This is a genomic window from Eubacteriaceae bacterium Marseille-Q4139 (genome assembly GCA_018223415.1).
Lineage (GTDB): Bacteria > Bacillota > Clostridia > Lachnospirales > Lachnospiraceae > CABSIM01.
Genome location: JAGTTQ010000001.1, coordinates 1,091,238 through 1,108,748, shown reverse-complemented (window position 1 = coordinate 1,108,748; position 17,511 = coordinate 1,091,238). Strand labels below are relative to the sequence as shown.

Below are 17,511 nucleotides of genomic sequence, written 5' to 3'. Positions count from 1 at the left end.
GCAAAATCGCAGCTTCTCCCACTTTACTTTTAGACTAATATTGCATTTAATATTAGTGCGAGAGGAAGTGAGATCATGGGACAAATAGGAATAGCTGGAGAGTGCAAGAAAAAATGTGGCGCGGCAGGTCAATGCCCAGCGGCTGACTATTTACTGGAATATTGGCCGTATCATTGTAGAATATGAGCAGCAAAATTAAATCCGTGCGGAATATGGAAAACAGACCTTAAAGGAACTTTCCAGAGAACTGACGCGGGAATTTGGCAAAGGCTTTTCGGTTTCAAATATCCAGTTTATGAGACGCTTTTATCAGAGCTATCCAATTCAACAGACAGCGTCTGTTAAATTGTCATGGTCGCACTACTGCGAGCTTTTGAGCCTTTCCGATGACAGCAAGCGCAGCTTTTATGAGAAGGAATCTGTCAATTCCGGCTGGTCGGTTCGGGAACTGAAACGGCAGATCGACAGCTCCCTTTATGAACGCCTGCTGCTATCCAGCGGAGATGCCAACAAGGAAAAGGTATTATCTCTGGCGCAAAAAGGGATTGAGATCAACCAGCCAGCTGACAGTATCCGTGATCCCTATGTCTTTGAGTTTTTGGTGTGCCGGAAAATAAGCCCATGCAGGAAAGCGATTTGGAAAAAGCGCTTGTCCTGCAAATTGAGAAGTTTTTGCTGGAGCTGAGACGCGGCTTTATGTTTGTCGGGACCCAGCAGCGTGTGACACTGAACAATACCCACTACTATGTGGACATGGTGTTTTACAACAAAATTCTCCGCGCCTATGTGCTGATCGAGCTGAAAACGAAAAAACTGACGCCGGAGGCTTCTGGTCAGCTCAATATGTACTTAAATTACTATGCGGCGGAGGTAAACGACCCGGACGATAACCCGCCGATTGGGATTATCCTCTGCACGGAAAAGACAGTAACGGAAATGAATGACAAAGAATTGATTGGAAAGATACATTCGTCGGTCTGCCGCCAATGCCAGCGGCGCGGTTATGCGGCCCCGGTGGATGTGCTGATGGATGTTGGCGTTCTTCCAAAACAGAAATATGAGGACTGGCGGCTCGGAAATTGAAAGATGATATGCGACCCACTTTGTAGACAGTAAGCGGATTGCGGCCTTAAAAACACAACAGAATATTGAAAATTCAGATTGACCGAATGAATAAAACAGAATCAATCAAACTGCCAAGCGCCCGGTAAGTATTACTGGGTGTTTTTCGATTTGCACAGGCCCGGCAAGCAGCATCATTCTTGCTTTGTATCCTTGTCTTACGGCTGTCATGTGGGGTTGACCAAAGCACATTGATAGATGTATAATTATTCCAATTATAAATGCGGTTTGCTGATATCGAGGGAGCAGTAAATGGACTTTTCCAGCAAGCCCAGGCGGAAGAAATGCCCTTTTTCTCAGGTGTGCAGCCCTTCCGGATAAAAATGAAAAAAGAGGAGAATAGCAATGAAAAAGCAAAAATCGAAACGAAAAATTCTGGCACTGCTTTTCTGCCTGTTGCTGGCCGTTTCCTGTACGGCCTGCGGCGGAAAAAACAAAGAAGAAGCCAAAGCTGCCTGCGATGATTTTTTCCAGGCATACAGCTCCGGCGACGGTCAGGCGCTGGCAGATTCCATGGGAGGTCTGGCGGCCCCCGTTCCCTTTACGGATATCCAGAGCGGGATGGCAAAAAATCTGCAATTTGAGACGAAAACAGTAAAAAGCGATGGCGATACGATGGTCGTATCCTCTGTCATTACGGCCGTTGATCTTCAAAAAGTGCTGGAGGGACTGCCGGAAACCATAGACAGCGTGGAATCCGCCAAAGAAGCCCTGACTGCCGCCCTGAACGCGGAGGACGTTCCCACAAAGATGTTCGAGGTGGACGTGAACCTGGTGCTGGAAGACGAAAAATGGGTGGTAGAGATGACGCCGGAGCTGGCTGACGCGCTGTTAGGCGGATACTACTCGATTTTGGAGGAAGCGGCGAAGGAGGTGGCTCCATGAAACGGATAAAACGCGCCGCGGCGTTTCTGCTTGCTACGGCAATGATGGCTTTGCAGTTCGTATCTCCTGCTTTTGCCGGGGAAACTGCTGGCGGTAAAGAGGAACCGGAAGCTCTCGTGGGGGAACTCTGCGTTTACACCGAGGATCGGGGCCAACGCAAGGTAGACGCGATGTTATATGATGAAACCATGATTCTGGTGTCGCCCCAGACGGCCGCGAACCTGGCCGGCGCAGAGCTCGTGGATGCGGGAAACGGGAAATTCGAGTTCTGGCGGGATCATTATGTTGTACAGGTGGACACGAAGACGAAGGAAATTGACATCGGCATTTACACCCAGGGGGAAACCGTCGGCAGACTCTATAAGAATGAGATATTCACTTTGCGGGAGGTTCAGACCGCACAATTTGCCAAAGGGAAAGTAACCGTGATCCCTCTGGAACAGATGCTTTACCTTTTAAATGCCCAGTGGGTCTGCGAGGAGGACTGCGTGTATGTCTATAACCCGCCGGAAACGCTCTGGAACGTGGTGGGCGATTTCTGGGAGATGGATGATGTGCTCCCCTCCCCGGCAGAAATCCTGGGGGATACGGTATTCAAAAAATGGGGCAATTCCTTTAAATATGGCCTGCTGGCTTTTGCTGATGAGGTGAAGCCGGAATATCTGATTCCCATTGTCGGGGACGACTACTGGAGCCTGGAGAAAATGAAGGAAGCCCTGCTGACGCTGGCTGTTCCCTGTGAAAATATCATGGGCGGCCTGCGGGAGGAAGCCCAGAAAGACAGCAGTAAATATATCAGCGACATCGCAGGAATGGTGGACGACATTTCTACCTTGAGTGACGGGACAGCTTCGGTGGTGGAAAAGCTCACAAAATCCGTCACGGCCTGGTCGGATGTAAAGATCCCGGACAACATTTCCCAGGCGTTCACGGCTGCCGGTTTTGCAGCAGACATGGCTAAGGCCATTGCCGCGGCCGGACGGTATGAAAACTGGGGGGAAAGCTATCGGGATCAGTTGGAATATCTGTCCAAGATGGAGAACGATCAGTATGCGGAATATTGTAAGGATCTGAATAAAGTGGCCGGTTCCCTTTTTAAGGAATACGGGGACTATACGGGGAATGTTGTGAAGGAAAGTTTGAAAGCCATTGCTTCCCTTGGGGCTGACATTTATCTGGGAAAGACCCCGGTGGGGCTGGTGTTCTCTGCCTATGATCTGGCCCACACCTTTGTGGAGGCATATATCCCGGCGGCGAAAACTGCCCAGCAGGCCGGGGATAATGTGTCTGCCGCCATGCGGTTAAGCGATCTGTCTGTTTTGATGCGGGCGCAGTATGGGGATGAAATTGTCCGTGTTGCCAAAAAAGGAACTCTTGACAGCATCGAAGACGTGGCCCAGCTGCGGTTCATCGGCTCTCTGATGGCGGAAGCCTCTGCCCACAGCTATGATTCCCTCTACTCTGCCTGGAAAAACATGTATCTCGCCGGGCATTCGGATGCGAGTGAGGAGGAAATCCGCCAGAATGCCGGGGAATCCCTTTCCATGGATGAGCTGGCCGGAAAGCTGATAAAAAACCAGACCTGTATAACACGGTTTGAGGAAACCACCCAGTACGATCCGAGCCTGCTTCTTTACGGGAACATGAGCAATTTATACAGCGATACCGCCGGGGCGCACAGGGAAGAGATCCCGCCGGAATATGTCCATCCCGTCATCGAGGCAGAAAACAATGGAGGAAATGTGGTTCGTTATCTGGGAAATCTTTATTACTGGAAATATAATGCGGAAAGCTTTTCTTCCACCGGAACCTTCGCCTACTATACGCATATGCAGGCGAACAACCAACTGATTTGCCGTCATGAAGACGGCAGTGAGGATGTCCTTTTGAGTGCCAGGGGATACGGGCCGATTTTCATTGCAGGAGAACGGATTTATCTGAAGGAAGACGGTGCAAATCTGTTTTCCGTGAACCTGGACGGAGGAGACCGGGTAGAACATGGTTTCTTTGAACCATGGGCGGCAGATGTCAAAAACGGTACGCTGATCGGCCGGAAAAGCTATGCGGAAGGGGGCGGAGTGGCCGTTCTCAAGGCAGATCATACGCTGGAAACCATAACAGATACAGGTTATAACTTCCTTGGAGCCATTGATGGGTACTGCTATTACACGGAGGCTGAGTACAAAGAGACATCGAAGTTTACGCTGTTTCGGGTCACCATAGACGGAAGCCAGGTGGAAACCCTGGACAGTGTGACAGTGGGTGCGGGAGAAGCGATGGGGCTGGAGGTCTGCCAGCTTATGAAAAAAGGAGATACGATCTATTACTCCTACGGCTTTTATGCCGGAACCGGCGGCTTTTTCCAAAAAGGCGGCATCAACAGCATTGATGTGAGTGGGACGAATCGCCAGGTATGTGTTCCATACGGAGATTTAGGAGCTGAGGAATTTTTGGTGGTGGAGAGCGGAGAGGAAACCAGCCTTTACTACATCGGAACCGAGGATGGAATGGGGTCGTATGTGGGCTTCTGGGATGATTACCCCTATAAGGTATGTCATGTCATGACCAGGAAAGACGGGGAGGACACCTGGACGACAGCACAAAGCGATGCCAGCCTCAGCAGACCTGGTTCCTTCATCTGCGTGGGCGGAGAAATCCTGCGGTATAATGAGGAACTGATGAGCTACCAGACACTCATACCAAAAAGCGCGGGATTTGGATTCCTGGATAGTCCGCAGGGATCGGAAGATAAAATTGCGCTGATTTCCGAGTTGGATATCATTGGGGATGATTTGTTCTTTACGGTGGAATGGAGTATCCGCACGGAGGAAAACTTTGGCTGGCGTCCCGTCTACCAGCGCGAGCGGTCGGCATTCTATACCATGAAGATCGGGGAATCGGAGCCGGTGGAACTGTATGGGTATTAGAAGTACATATGCTTTTTCTCATAAAGCCTTGACAAAAAAAACAAAGCCCCATATAATGAGGGCTATAACAAAATGACAGAAACAAGCGGTGAAGAGAAGAAGTAGCGGTTTTTGCCCCTGGACAGAAAGCAGCCGGACGATGAGAGGCGCGCAGGGAGATTCTTTGTGAATACATCTCGGAGCTTCGCACCGAAAGGAGATTCCCGGTAGGCTGCGACGGAAGCGGCACACGTTACCGTGCCGGGGGCCGGAAAGCCCCATAAGCCGGACGGCGGGAGCCTTCCGGGAACATTAGGTGGTACCACGAGAGCATGCCTCGTCCTTTTGATAAGGACGGGGCATTTTTATTCCATAGGAAAACCCGGCTTCACGCGCCGCCGCACCGCTTACAGGCAAAGGAGAGAATACAATGGGAGTTTATGAGGAACTTCAGGCCAGAGGGCTCATCGCCCAGGTCACAAACGAAGAAGAAATCAGAAAAATGGTAAATGAGGGGAAAGCTGTCTTCTACATCGGCTTTGACCCGACGGCAGACAGCCTTCACGTAGGGCATTTCATGGCACTCTGCCTGATGAAGCGCCTTCAGATGGCAGGCAACAAGCCCATCGCTTTAATCGGCGGCGGCACCGGCATGGTTGGAGACCCGTCCGGAAGAAGCGACATGCGCCAGATGATGACCGTGGAGACCATCCAGCATAACTGCGACTGCTTCAAAAAGCAGATGAGCCGGTTCATCGACTTCTCCGAGGGAAAAGCCCTGATGGTAAACAATGCCGAGTGGCTCTTAGACCTCAATTATGTGGAATTTCTGCGTGAGATCGGCCCCCACTTCTCCGTAAACAGGATGCTGGCAGCCGAGTGCTATAAGCAGAGAATGGAAAAAGGCTTAAGCTTTTTGGAGTTCAACTACATGCTGATGCAGAGCTATGACTTCTATGAGCTGTTCCAGAGATACGGCTGCAACATGCAGTTCGGCGGCGACGACCAGTGGAGCAACATGCTCGGCGGCACGGAGTTAATCCGCAGAAAGCTTGGGAAAGATGCCCATGCCATGACGATCACCCTGCTTTTAAATTCCGAGGGAAAGAAGATGGGAAAAACCCAGTCCGGCGCCGTATGGCTGGATCCCAACAAGACGAGCCCCTTCGAGTTCTACCAGTACTGGAGAAACGTGGACGATGCCGATGTCATCAAGTGCATGCGTCTTCTCACGTTCCTGCCGCTTGAGCAGATCGACGAAATGGCGAAGTGGGAAGGCAGCCAGTTAAACCAGGCCAAGGAGATCCTGGCATACGAGCTGACAAACCTGGTTCACGGCGAGGAAGAGGCGAAGAAGGCCCAGGAGAGCGCAAGGGCGCTGTTTGCCGGCGGAAACGCGGCAGAAATGCCGGAAGCCGTCCTTTCGGATGACGATTTTACGGACGGTTCCATTGACATTTTATCCATCCTTCAGAAATCAGGCCTTTCCGCATCCCGCTCCGAGGCGAGAAGAAACGTGGAACAGGGCGGTGTTTCCGTGGACGGCGAGCCGGTGAAGGACATCAAGGCCGCCTACACGAAAGAGCAGCTTTCGGACGGCGGAATCGTCGTAAAGCGCGGCAAGAAGAACTTCCGCCGTGTTTCCGTAAAGTAAAGGCCGTTCGGAAAGGAGAGGAAACATGGAGCCGATCAGGGAAGCGAAAAAATATTTTGACTATACAGTCTCTGCACGCCGCCGCCTTCATGAAAATCCCGAAGTGGCGGGAGAAGAGTTTGAGACGCTGAAATTTATCTGCAAAGAGCTGGATTCCATGGGAATCGAGTATGTGCAGATCCCGGACGGCGGCATCATCGGCCAGATCCACGGAGGCAAGCCGGGAAAGACCGTGCTTCTGCGGGCTGATATTGATGCACTCCCGATTCCGGAAAATCCGAAAAACCTGTGCAGGGACAAAATCTGTGTATCCAAAAACGACGGTGTGTCCCATGCCTGCGGCCATGACGCCCATACGGCCATGCTGCTTACGGAGGCGAAAATCCTGAATGAGCATAAAGACGAGTTGAACGGCAGCGTGATTCTCTGCTTCGAGCAGGGAGAGGAAGGCGGCGGCCAGGTCAGAAACCTTTTAAAATATGTGGTGGAGACAGCGAAGCTTCCGGTGGACACCTGCTTTGCGACCCATGTGAAGTGGGATGTGAAGGCAGGGCAGATTTCCGCAGAGCCGGGGGCAGTCCTCTCCGGGGCATACGGCATCAATGTCCGCCTCAGGGGGCTGACCGGCCACGGTTCCAGGCCGGATCTGGCTCACAGCGTGCTGGACTGCTTCCATGCCATCTACACAAATATGAACATGCTGCGGATGAAGTATGTGAGCCCCTATGATGTGCTGACGTTTTCCATCGGCACCGTCCAGTGCGGGACAAAGATGAACATTATCCCGGACGAGCTAGTGTTCGCCGGGAGTGTCCGCACCTTCAATGTAGAAGGGGCCGGCGCGCCGTTTATGAAGGAGTTTGTGGAGATTTTGGAGCATGAGACGAAGCTTCACCACTGTACTTACGAGATCATCCGCATGCCGAAGCCGCTGTTTGAATGCGACAACAATGCCGTGTGCAGCCAGATCGCCAAAAATGCGGTGAAGAAGTACCTTGGCGAGGATGCGCTGACGGCAGCGACGCCGTGGATGGCTTCCGAGAGCATGAACATGTACTTAAAGCTCTGGCCCGGCGTCATCACCTTTACCGGAATCCAGAATGACGAGCTCGGTTCCGGCGCGAACCACCATACGGCTGAGTTTGACTTGGACGAGCAGGGCATGATTTCCGGCGTGGCCGCGGCACTTGGCTATGTGAAAGATTTTTTGGATTATAACGGGGAAATTCCTTTTAAGAAGTATGAGAACTCTTTGCAGGATCTTGTGGAGAGGAATCTGTAAGAACAGAATATGACAGGCCGGCAGGTATGGCTCCTGCCGGCCTGTTTTTACAGCCGCCGCTAACGGTACTGTGCCTGGTGCATTTCGTAATAAAATCCCTTCTGTTTCATCAGCTCCTCATGATTTCCGCGCTCCACCACGTTTCCGTCCCGCACCACCAGGATGCAGTCGGCGTTCCGGATGGTGGAAAGCCGGTGAGCCACGACGAAGCAGGTTTTGTCAGCCATGAGGCTCCGCATGGCAGCCTGGATCTGATGTTCCGTCCTGGTGTCCACGTTGGAAGTGGCCTCGTCTAAAATCAGCATCGGCGAGTGCATGAGCAGCGCCCTTGCGATGGTGAGAAGCTGCTTCTGGCCCTTGGAAATGTTGGTGCCGTCGTCGATTAACAGCGTGTCATAGCCCTGGGGCAGGCTTTCAATATAGGTGTGGATATGGGCGGCCTTTGCGGCTGCGATGACTTCCTCGCGGGTGGCTTCCGGGCGGCCGTAGGCGATGTTTTCATAGATCGTCCCGTAGAACAGCCAGGTATCCTGGAGCACCATGGAGTAAGCCAGCCGCAGGCTTTTTCGTGTGATATCCGTGACATTTTTCCCGTCCACGCGGATTGTCCCGCTGTCAATGTCGTAAAACCGCATCAGAAGGTTGATGAAGGTGGTCTTCCCGGCGCCGGTGGGGCCGACGATGGCGATTAAGCTGCCTTTGGGCGCTTCCATGCTGAAGTCTTTTAAAATGACACGGTCTTTCTCATATCCGAAGTTCACGTGAGAGAGGCTGACGTTTCCGTCCACCCGCTCCAGATCTCTGGCCTGGGGCAGATCGGCCGGTTCCGGCGCCTCGTCTAAAATGCGGAAGACGCGCTCGGCCGCAGCCAGGGAGGACTGGAGCTCCCCGTAGATTTCTGCCAGCTCCCGGATGGGACCGGTGAACTTCCTGGAATAGAGGACGAAGGACGAAATCCCGCCGATGTCGATTTGCCGCCGCAGATACAGGATCGCGCCGAAGATGGAGATCAAAGCCAGCGCCAGGTTGTTGATGGCGTTGGTTCCGGGGCCGATGATGGTGGCATAGTAATCCGTCTCATAATAGCAGTCCACAAGCTTTTTGTTCTGGACGGCCATTTCACCGATGACCCGCTCCTCCTGGGTGTAGGCGCGGAGGGTTTTCTGGCCGGAAATCATCTCCTCCACGTAGCCGTTCAGCTCCCCGGCGGCCCTTGACCTTGCGCGGAACATGGGCTGCACCATCCGCGTCAGGTACGTGGCCAGCACGAGGGCTAACGGGATCGTGACAGCGAAAATCAGAACCAGCTTGGGACTGATGCGGATCATCATGATTAAGGAGCCGACGATGGTGACGGTACTGGAGAGCACCTGCACCACGTCGTTGGATAAAGAGGCGTTGATGGTGTCGATGTCGTAGGAGATCCTGCTCAGAATATCTCCGGTCGTATTGTTGTCAAAGTAGCTGACCGGCAGCACGGCAAGATGGTTGAACACGTCTCTTCGCAGTGTATAGACGATTTTCCGCGACAGCGTAATCATGGACACGTTGACGACGTAGCTCATTAACGAACTGGCCGCATAAAAGAACAGCATCAGCACGCAGTAGCGGAAGATTAACGGCATGTTCATATTGCCTTCGGCGCCTTCGCTTATGAGGTTGATGGCGTTGCCGGAAAGCCTCGGGCCGGCCAAAGCCAGCACGTTCGATAAGAAGGACAAAAACAGCACGAAGAAAAGCTGCTTTTTGTGGCGCATCAGATAGCCGAGAATCCGGATCATGGTTCCTTTCCGTTTCATGCCGCATCACCTCCCATCTGGATTTCGCTGATTTCTCTGTAAGCCTCGCAGGTTTTCATGAGCTCCTCGTGAGTGCCGAGCCCCAAAGGCATGCCGTCCTCCAGCACGAGGATTTTGTCACAGTGCATGATGGAGCTGATTCGTTGGGCAATGATGATTGTGGTAGTGCCGGAAAAGGTCTCTGCCAGGTCGTTTCGGAACCTGGCGTCGGTCTTATAGTCCAGGGCACTGGAGGAGTCATCGAGAATCAGGAATTCCGGGTGCCCGGCCAGGGCCCTGGCAATGAGGACTCTCTGCTTCTGGCCGCCGCTTAGGTTGGCGCCCTTTGCCGCGACGGGAAGGCCGTATCCGCCGGCTTCCGCGATGAAATCGGCGGCCTGGGCAATGCGGACGGCCTCGTCGATGTTTTCAGTTTTCAGGCTCCGTCCCATGTCAATGTTCTGGAGCAGGGTTTCCTTAAACAAAACATCGTTCTGGAAGACGACGCCGAATTTTTCCCGCAGCTCCTTTAGCGGGAAGGAACGGATGTCCCTGCCGTTTATGCGGATCTGGCCTTCGTCGATGTCGTAGAGCCTGAGAAGAAGCTGTGCCAGGGTGCTTTTCCCGGCGCCGGTGGGCCCGATGATACCGAGAGACTGGCCGGGCTTTAAAGAAAAGCTGATGTCACTCAGGTTTTTCACCCGTTTATTATAAGAAAAGCTCACATGGTCGAATTCCACATGGGGGACTTCGCCGCCGGCTGTTTCGGCCGCTTTTTCTTCGGCTGTCTCTGCCTGAATCGCCATGTCTGCCGGCGTCGTCAAAACTTCCTCGATGCGGCCGGCGCTGGCAACCGCCTTGGAATACATGGTAATCAGGCGGGAGACCGACATGACGGCGTTTAAAATGATGGTAAAATACGTAAGGAAAGCCACGATGGCACCCGGCTTCATGTGCCCGGAGGCCACTCGGAAGGCGCCGACGGCCACAACCAGGACGAGGCCTGTGTTTAAAAGCAGGTTGATGATGGGGCTCGTGACCGCCATAGTCGTGTTGGCCTTCGTCTCGTCGGCGTTTAGCTGGGAATTGACCGTCTCGAAACGGTGAATTTCATGGTCGGTGCGGCTTAAGGCCTTGATGACCCGGATGCCGGTGGCATTTTCGCGGACGACACGGATCATGTTGTCAGCAGAAAGCTGCGCCTTCGTAAACATGGGCACGCTTTTTTTGCTGACATAGACGACAACCACCGTCATAAACGGGATCAGCATGCAGAGAATCCCGGAAAGGACAGGGTCGATGACCATGGTGACGACGATGCCGCCAATTAAAAGGATCGGGGCGCGGACGCCCATGCGCTGAATCATGTTGAGCATCCGGTGGAGGTTGTAGGTGTCTGTCGTCATGCGCGTCACCAGGGACGGGATCGTAAAGGAATCCACCTGGGAGCTGGAGAGATAGGAAATCTTATGGAACAGGTCATAGCGAAGGGCTTCGATGGTGTCGCGGGAAACAGCGGCGGCCACGCGGTTGGCCCACACATTGAAAATCAGTACCAGGGCGGCGCAGAGGATCATCGCAAGCCCCCATTTCACCACGAGGAAGATGTCATTTTTCGGCGTCACCTCGTCGATGATGTAGGAAAGGATGTACGGGATCAGGAGGTCGACGATGGTACCGGAAAATTTGATGAGGAAACCGAAAACCATGGTCGGGATATGCGGTTTTACATATTGAAGAAAGTGTTTCATGCCTGGCCTTCCTCCTGTCCTTTTTTCAGTTCCCTGGCTTTTTCCACCATCTGAGCAAGAAGGCGGTCGAAAAGCGCAAGTTCATCGGCGGGAATGTCGGCCGTCAGCCGGTCAAAGAAGCTTTCGGAAAGTTCACGGCTCATGTCATGGATTTCCTTCGCGGCAGGAAGCGCAATGACATTTTTCTGGCGGGCGTCGTTTTCATCCTCTTTCCGGATTAAGTAGCCCATCCGCTCCAGCTTCTGAAGGATTCTGGAGATCATGGCCTTGTCGACGCTTAAGTCCTCGGCGAGATGGCGCTGGCTCACTTCGCCGTGAAAGCCAATATGCCGTAAGAGTTTTAACTCGGCCGGCGTCAGCTCCGGATGGCGCATCTGGGCCATGGCGTATTTCTGCGAAAGGCGGTAGAGGCGCCGGATGTTGCGGTTGATGGATATGGAAGTTTCCATGGAAGAAAAGCCCCCTTTTTTCGGATATAATCGTTGATAAGTCAATTATATCGGAGGGATGTTGATATGTCAACAAAAAGAAAAAGTGAAAGGAGAATCAGATATAGCCGCAATTCCGCCAGTTTACATCCCTCAAACTCTATGCTAAAATAAAGAAAACAAATCTTATCCAAAAGCGGCATACGGCATCCGATATCGCCGGAATGCTGCTTTTTTATGCTTGACACACGAAGAAGATGTGTTTAAAATAAAAACTAACAATGTTAGCCAAATGGAGAAGGAGTACATATGAAGGGGAAAGGACTGACAATGGAAGTGATCGTCGGCGCAGCGTCGGAGCTGGTCGAGGAGAAGGGGTACAACAATTTTTCCGTGAGGGAACTGGCGCAGCGCCTCCATGTGAAGGCGGCGTCGCTCTATAACCATGTGAGCAGCGTAGCGGATATCAACAGGGCTGTGGGCGTCCATGCATCTAACAAGCTAAACGATGCCCTGGAAAAGGCGTGTGCCGGAAAGACGCGGGACGAGGCGCTCCTTTCCCTGGCTCACGAATACCGTCGCTTTGTAAAGGAAAACTATGAGCTCTACCGGGCCATTATCGGGCTTCCGGCCATCGACCAGGATGAGAGTTTGATCCAGGTGGGCCGCGACAGCCTGGCAGTAATCGCAAAGGTGGTAAGGCGGTACGAGATTCCGGGAGAGGCATCGGTACATTTTTCCAGGTGCTTCCGGGCGGCGCTCCATGGGTATGCGACTTTTGAGATGGCCGGCTATTTTACCGGCAGCAAGCTTCGCGCCGATGACAGCTTTGATTTTATGGTAAAGGGCTATGTGGACTGGGCAAATGCACTTGCAGAGACGGACAGCGGGGAGGAAAAACATTGAAGCAGGGACTTAATGAGAGGGAAAAACGGATATTCCGGGAAATGCCGGAGCTTCAGGCCGTCCTGACCCTGGCCGTACCGACGGTCCTAAGCCAGATTATTTCCGTTATTTACAACCTGGCGGACACCTACTACATTGGCCAGACAAAGAATCCGGACATGGTAGCGGCCGCTTCCATCTGCATGACGCTCATGCTGCTTATGACCGGCATGGCGAACCTGTTCGGCATCGGCGGCTCCAGCCTGATTGCCAGGTGCCTCGGGGAGCAAAAATTTGAGAAGGCGCGGCATGTCAGTGCTTTTTCCGTCTGGGCCGGATTCCTGTTTGCCGCTTTCTATTCGGTGATTCTTCTTCTGTTCCATCCATTTATCCTGCGTCTTCTCGGCGCCGGGGACGGGACATTTTCCTACTGCCGTTCCTACATGTTCTGGACATGCGTCATCGGCGGCATTCCCACGGTCATGAACCCGCTTTTAGCCCACCTGGTGCGGTCGGAGGGCGCCTCAAAGGAGGCCAGCATCGGCGTGTCCCTGGGCGGCGTCATAAACATGATCCTGGATCCGGTTTTCATGTTCGTGCTTCTGCCGGACGGGTACGAGGTCATGGGTGCGGCCATGGCAACCATGGTTTCCAACTGCATCGCTGCGATCTATTTTATCGTCTATATCCTTCGGCACAGGGCAAGTTCCGTCCTGACATTAAGCCCGAGGGAATTTTCCGTGCAGGAAAGCATCCCTGCGGATGTTGTGAGCATTGGGCTTCCGTCGTTTCTCATGACAGCCCTTTCCAGTGCATCCAATGCAGTCGTCAACAACCTGATTTCCGAGGCCAGCTCGGCGGCCGTGGCCGGCATGGGCATTGCAAAGAAAATCAACATGCTGTCATTCCGCGTTTCCACCGGCGTGACCCAGGGAGCCCTGCCGCTCATTGCCTACAACCATTCGGCAGGGAATTATACACGCATGAAGCGCTCCATCGCCGGGGCGGCCAAAATCACCGTCGGCTTTGCCGCGTTCTGCATGTGCGTTTCCATGCTCTTCGGCGGCGGGCTCGTGAAGCTGTTCATCGACGATGCGGCCACGGTGGAATTCGGGCAGAATTTCATCCATATTATCAGCCTTGCCATGCCGTTGGCGGCAGCCACCATGACGATGATGATGTTTTTCCAGGCCAGCGCCAAAAAGGCCCAGGCCACAGCCCTGTCCATGATGCGGAAAGGGATTCTCGACATCCCGCTCATGTTTCTGTTTAACAGCGTCTGGCCAGTCTACGGTGTTGCATGTGCGACGCCGGTGGCGGAAATCATAGGATGTGCGGTGGCGCTTGTTCTGGTGTGGCGGTATATGAGGACGCTGAAGGGGGAGTAGAGGTGGTTTGAATGAGAGAGTCAGAATAGGCAGAGATATCGAAGCCTAATCTAACAGATCGACAATCTGACTCTGGCGCACGTCAAGCGAGCCAAAATATTCAGGAAATCTTTCTTTTAATTCCTTCTCACGTGCAATATTGGGATCAAGATGTGCTTCCAGCATTTTTTGCAGCTGGCTGCAGTTTCCATCTTCAATACACGTTAAAATCTGCTTATGTTCGTTTAAGGTATCTTCCATGACATCGCTGAAAACGGAAAGATCCAGCATACGATAGCGTGTCTGATGGGAACGGCAAAGTTTATCCCAGATAACAGGATAACCGGCGCAGTCAAACAGGCGTCTGTGAAATTCGCCGTCAGTCTTTAAATATTCTACAATGTTTTTATTTTGAATGGCAAGTGATAAAGCGAGCATGTTTTCTGCAAATTGTGTTTGAAGGCGTTCCTTTCTTTCACATAAACCTGATAGAATTTTTTTTTCCAAAATATGACGCATTACCGCGAGTTGACGGACATACTCCACGTCAATTTTTGAAACATATGTTCCTCTTTGGGGATATACCTGTACCAGCATTTCATTTGCAAGCAAAATAAGAGCCTCACGTACTGGCGTTCGGCTTACGTGCAGCTCTTCGATCAGAAGGGATTCTTTTATCATTTGTCCGGGATAGAATTCGAGAGTTATAATTTTCGTTTTCAGAATACCATATACATCAATACCTCTTACCGCCATGATTACCAGAATCCCTTCTTAATTTTCTTATAATCTTACAACACTGTTTCTCTCAATGTCAAGCATAAATATACTAATATATTTGACATATATGCATGATTTCTCACAGAAGACGCTGAGAAGCAGCAGGAGAAATTAGTCATTCTTTTTTAAGGTATAGACATTTTCCCTTCTGTTTTGGAGCGTGTACAGCTGATTTCTTGCTTTTTCCAAATATGCAAAATCAATCATGGCAGTTGTAACTCCCGGTTCTTCCCCGGCCATTGCAATAACACGGCCCCACGGATCAACAATCATGGAATGTCCATACATATGGGCTGTCGGTTTGTTTCCGCACTGGCCGCAGGCGATCATATAGCAGCCGTTTTCGATGGCTCGTGCACGGATCAACGGCTCCCAGTGATCCTTTCCGGTCATCATAAGGAAAGCTGCCGGCAGACATAAAATATCAGCGCCTTCCAATGCCTGGAGACGAAAGACTTCGGGGAAACGAATATCATAGCAAATGGAAAGTCCAAGTTTTCCGTAATCTCCGGCATCGCATACAACAATTTCACTGCCGGAACGCTTCCGGTCAGATTCTCTGTAAGAACCTGCGCCTTCCACATCGACATCAAAGGTATGAATTTTTCTGTATTTTGCGGCTAACTGTCCCTCGGGGCTGATGACCATCGTTGTGTTGTACGTCTTGACGGAATCGCCCGGAATTCTTTCTGTAATACTTCCACCATGAATCCAAATTCCATACTCTTTTGCCAGATCTGAGAGCATAGAAAAACATGTCCCCCCTGGAATATCCTCAGCAAAGTCAATCGGAGTTGGCCCCTGGTAGGTCCATACTTCCGGAAGAACCAGCAGCTTTGCTCCCCGCTCTGCGCCTTCCCGAATCCATTTTTCGGCCGACTGCAGATTCTCTTCATAATTATCTCTTGGATCCAACTGTACCACACCGACAATAAAATTCTTTTTCATCGTTATATACCTCCTCTTTTCATAAGTATGACATTGGAAAAGCCAGATGTCAAAAGGAATTTCCGACTCGCTTTCTGGACTTTAACAGTCAAATTCCTGCTGCATATATGAAACAATTCGTTCAACGCACTTATTTACCAACTCTTCGCCTTTCTGGGCGTTTCCTACGGTAGCATCTCCCAAAAGTGCCCGCGGAGCCGTTAGATGAAACGGAACATATGTAATAATATCAGAGTCTCTTGTGAAGCCCTCTCTGGCAGGCTCTGCCTTATCGGCCTGTTCCATTTCCACATAATCTGGGTACAGGTATAAAAGTACAGATGTGCCGCATTCGCTTGCATGCCCATGGGCCATCCATCCGGAATTTTCGAGAATCCCGATGCCTTTTGCCTGGGTAAAGCGCCACCAGTCAATCTGTGCGCATTTAATGCCGTACTGATCCTGCATGGAGCGGGCTGTGTGGCCGATCAGCGGAACATTGCCGGCATGTCCATTGATAATCATGAAATTCTTAAATCCCCATTTGACGAGAGATTCCATAATATCATGAAAAAATGCTGTCCAGGTTTCAGGCTTAATACAGATTGTTCCCGGAAAGCCACCCAATGAATAGGATTCCCCTACTTCAACGGAAGGACCGATCAGGGCATTTACCTTTTCTGCCACAAGCTCCGATATTTTTTGGGCAACTAAAATATCGGAACCCATTGGCAGATGCGGTCCATAGCCTTCCGTGGCGCCGACAGGAATGATAACGGTATCACAGCCTTTCTTTCTCTCGGCGAATTCTGAGGTGCTCATCAGTTTGATCCAATTGGTCTCCTTCATTTCTTCGTCTCCTTTCAACTTTCTTGTGCATTTTATATGAAGATTTTATAAAATTCTGCCTCTTTTTGTCATGTTTTCAAAAAAACAGTTGTCAGCTGTAAAAAAATATAGTATTATATTAATATACTAATATATTACTTGGCAGGAACAAAACTGTCAATCCCAAATTAGAAATCAAATGCAAAAACTTATGAAAGGGGCTGTACAATTATGGAATTAACAGATACTTTAAAAGAACGTTTCTTATCGGTGGATCCGGCGACAGTCGGGCATTATATCAATGGGGGATTTATGCGGCCCGAGATGAAGCCGATTCGTCGGGATGACAAGAGAATGATTGGCCCGGCCTATACGGTTCGTATTTCCGGACGCGATTCCTGTGCACTGTATTATGGGATCAAGCATGCACCAAAGGGCTCTGTCATCGTGATTGACCGCTGCGGAGATCAAACCTTTGCATGCTGCGGAGAGATGGTGGCAACCTATGCTCAGGGACAGGGAATGGCCGGAATTGTGATTGACGGCCCGGCGACGGATTCACGTGCGATTGAAAAATTGGAGATTCCTGTTTTCTGCACCGGGATATCTTCTGTTACGACAATGATTTACGGAGCTACGGGAGAAGTTCAGATCCCGATTGTATGCTGTGGCGCACATGTGAATCCAGGCGATCTTGTCTTTGGTGATGCGGATGGGGTCGTAGTTCTTCCTTCAGATGGTTATGAAGAGGCACTGAAGAAAGCAGAAGAATCTGTTGCGCGTGAAGTTTCCTTGAGAAAACGCTTTTTGGAGGGAGGTGACCCGCTTTGGAATGTGGACCGTCTGTTTTCAGTTGGCCTTACAGACACGATTGCAGACCTTAAAAAGTTATAGCATGTAAAACGTTTATGAATCAGG

13 protein-coding genes and 1 pseudogene are annotated in these 17,511 nt (G+C 51.3%); 8 read left to right on the top strand and 6 right to left on the bottom strand.

The features are described 5' to 3' along the window. Positions 1 to 94: 94 nt before the first annotated feature. From KE531_05215 to KE531_05195, 5 genes and pseudogenes are all read left to right on the top strand, one after another. Positions 95 to 1,083 (top strand): annotated as a pseudogene (locus KE531_05215) (DUF1016 family protein). 384 nt (positions 1,084 to 1,467) lie between these two features. Then, positions 1,468 to 2,007: a hypothetical protein gene (locus KE531_05210; GenBank protein ID MBR9953026.1), complete on the top strand. Its 540-nt coding sequence runs from the start codon at positions 1,468 to 1,470 to the stop codon at positions 2,005 to 2,007. Next, positions 2,004 to 4,934 carry a hypothetical protein gene (locus KE531_05205; protein MBR9953025.1) on the top strand — a complete coding sequence of 977 codons (2,931 nt, stop codon included), beginning with the start codon at positions 2,004 to 2,006 and terminating at the stop codon, positions 4,932 to 4,934. Before KE531_05210 ends, KE531_05205 begins: the two co-directional genes overlap by 4 nt. Positions 4,935 to 5,343: 409 nt before the next feature. After that, a complete protein-coding gene (locus tag KE531_05200) occupies positions 5,344 to 6,567 on the top strand; it encodes a tyrosine--tRNA ligase (GenBank protein ID MBR9953024.1) in 1,224 nt (407 codons plus the stop codon). Between the two features lie 25 nt (positions 6,568 to 6,592). Beyond that, positions 6,593 to 7,849, top strand: a complete 1,257-nt coding sequence (locus KE531_05195) for an amidohydrolase (GenBank protein MBR9953023.1) — start codon at positions 6,593 to 6,595, stop codon at positions 7,847 to 7,849. Between the two features lie 59 nt (positions 7,850 to 7,908). Here KE531_05195 and KE531_05190 read toward each other — a convergent pair whose 3' ends face one another. Genes KE531_05190 through KE531_05180 form a run of 3 tightly spaced genes read right to left on the bottom strand, consistent with a single transcriptional unit; the run spans position 7,909 to position 11,827 of the window. Beyond that, a complete protein-coding gene (locus KE531_05190; GenBank protein ID MBR9953022.1) occupies positions 7,909 to 9,648 on the bottom strand; it encodes an ABC transporter ATP-binding protein in 1,740 nt (579 codons plus the stop codon). Then, positions 9,645 to 11,378 carry an ABC transporter ATP-binding protein gene (locus tag KE531_05185; GenBank protein ID MBR9953021.1) on the bottom strand — a complete coding sequence of 578 codons (1,734 nt, stop codon included), beginning with the start codon at positions 11,376 to 11,378 and terminating at the stop codon, positions 9,645 to 9,647. The genes KE531_05190 and KE531_05185 overlap by 4 nt, the downstream gene beginning before the upstream one ends. Beyond that, a complete protein-coding gene (locus KE531_05180) occupies positions 11,375 to 11,827 on the bottom strand; it encodes a winged helix-turn-helix transcriptional regulator (GenBank protein ID MBR9953020.1) in 453 nt (150 codons plus the stop codon). Before KE531_05180 ends, KE531_05185 begins: the two co-directional genes overlap by 4 nt. Before the next feature lie 288 nt (positions 11,828 to 12,115). Here KE531_05180 and KE531_05175 point away from each other — a divergent pair, with 288 nt between their 5' ends. Further along, the gene (locus tag KE531_05175) at positions 12,116 to 12,712 is read left to right on the top strand and encodes a TetR/AcrR family transcriptional regulator (protein ID MBR9953019.1); all 597 of its coding nucleotides are present in this window, start codon (positions 12,116 to 12,118) and stop codon (positions 12,710 to 12,712) included. Next, on the top strand, positions 12,709 to 14,079 hold the full coding sequence (locus KE531_05170) for an MATE family efflux transporter (GenBank protein MBR9953018.1): 1,371 nt from the start codon (positions 12,709 to 12,711) through the stop codon (positions 14,077 to 14,079). The genes KE531_05175 and KE531_05170 overlap by 4 nt, the downstream gene beginning before the upstream one ends. Before the next feature lie 45 nt (positions 14,080 to 14,124). On the opposite strand, the gene KE531_05165 is transcribed toward KE531_05170, so the two are convergent. The 3 genes from KE531_05165 to KE531_05155 form a co-directional block, all read right to left on the bottom strand. Beyond that, positions 14,125 to 14,814, bottom strand: coding sequence for a GntR family transcriptional regulator (locus KE531_05165; GenBank protein MBR9953017.1), 690 nt, complete (start codon positions 14,812 to 14,814; stop codon positions 14,125 to 14,127). A gap of 135 nt (positions 14,815 to 14,949) precedes the next feature. Beyond that, positions 14,950 to 15,786 carry a carbon-nitrogen hydrolase family protein gene (locus KE531_05160; protein MBR9953016.1) on the bottom strand — a complete coding sequence of 279 codons (837 nt, stop codon included), beginning with the start codon at positions 15,784 to 15,786 and terminating at the stop codon, positions 14,950 to 14,952. 81 nt (positions 15,787 to 15,867) lie between these two features. Continuing rightward, positions 15,868 to 16,614 (bottom strand): creatininase family protein, encoded by a 747-nt coding sequence (locus KE531_05155; protein ID MBR9953015.1) that lies wholly within the window; start codon positions 16,612 to 16,614, stop codon positions 15,868 to 15,870. A 210-nt stretch (positions 16,615 to 16,824) separates the two neighbouring features. On the opposite strand from KE531_05155, the gene KE531_05150 reads away from it, so the two are divergent. Continuing rightward, positions 16,825 to 17,487 carry an RraA family protein gene (locus KE531_05150; GenBank protein ID MBR9953014.1) on the top strand — a complete coding sequence of 221 codons (663 nt, stop codon included), beginning with the start codon at positions 16,825 to 16,827 and terminating at the stop codon, positions 17,485 to 17,487. Positions 17,488 to 17,511: the final 24 nt, after the last annotated feature.

Bases quoted from the DNA above. Each gene is read 5' to 3' on its own strand.
- KE531_05210 (MBR9953026.1), top strand. From the start codon at position 1,468: ATGAAAAAGCAAAAATCGAAACGAAAAATTCTGGCACTGCTTTTCTGC.
- KE531_05200 (MBR9953024.1), top strand. From the start codon at position 5,344: ATGGGAGTTTATGAGGAACTTCAGGCCAGAGGGCTCATCGCCCAGGTC.
- KE531_05165 (MBR9953017.1), bottom strand. From the start codon at position 14,814: ATGGCGGTAAGAGGTATTGATGTATATGGTATTCTGAAAACGAAAATT.
- KE531_05195 (MBR9953023.1), top strand. From the start codon at position 6,593: ATGGAGCCGATCAGGGAAGCGAAAAAATATTTTGACTATACAGTCTCT.
- KE531_05190 (MBR9953022.1), bottom strand. From the start codon at position 9,648: ATGAAACGGAAAGGAACCATGATCCGGATTCTCGGCTATCTGATGCGC.
- KE531_05205 (MBR9953025.1), top strand. From the start codon at position 2,004: ATGAAACGGATAAAACGCGCCGCGGCGTTTCTGCTTGCTACGGCAATG.
- KE531_05160 (MBR9953016.1), bottom strand. From the start codon at position 15,786: ATGAAAAAGAATTTTATTGTCGGTGTGGTACAGTTGGATCCAAGAGAT.
- KE531_05155 (MBR9953015.1), bottom strand. From the start codon at position 16,614: ATGAAGGAGACCAATTGGATCAAACTGATGAGCACCTCAGAATTCGCC.
- KE531_05180 (MBR9953020.1), bottom strand. From the start codon at position 11,827: ATGGAAACTTCCATATCCATCAACCGCAACATCCGGCGCCTCTACCGC.
- KE531_05150 (MBR9953014.1), top strand. From the start codon at position 16,825: ATGGAATTAACAGATACTTTAAAAGAACGTTTCTTATCGGTGGATCCG.
- KE531_05185 (MBR9953021.1), bottom strand. From the start codon at position 11,378: ATGAAACACTTTCTTCAATATGTAAAACCGCATATCCCGACCATGGTT.
- KE531_05175 (MBR9953019.1), top strand. From the start codon at position 12,116: ATGAAGGGGAAAGGACTGACAATGGAAGTGATCGTCGGCGCAGCGTCG.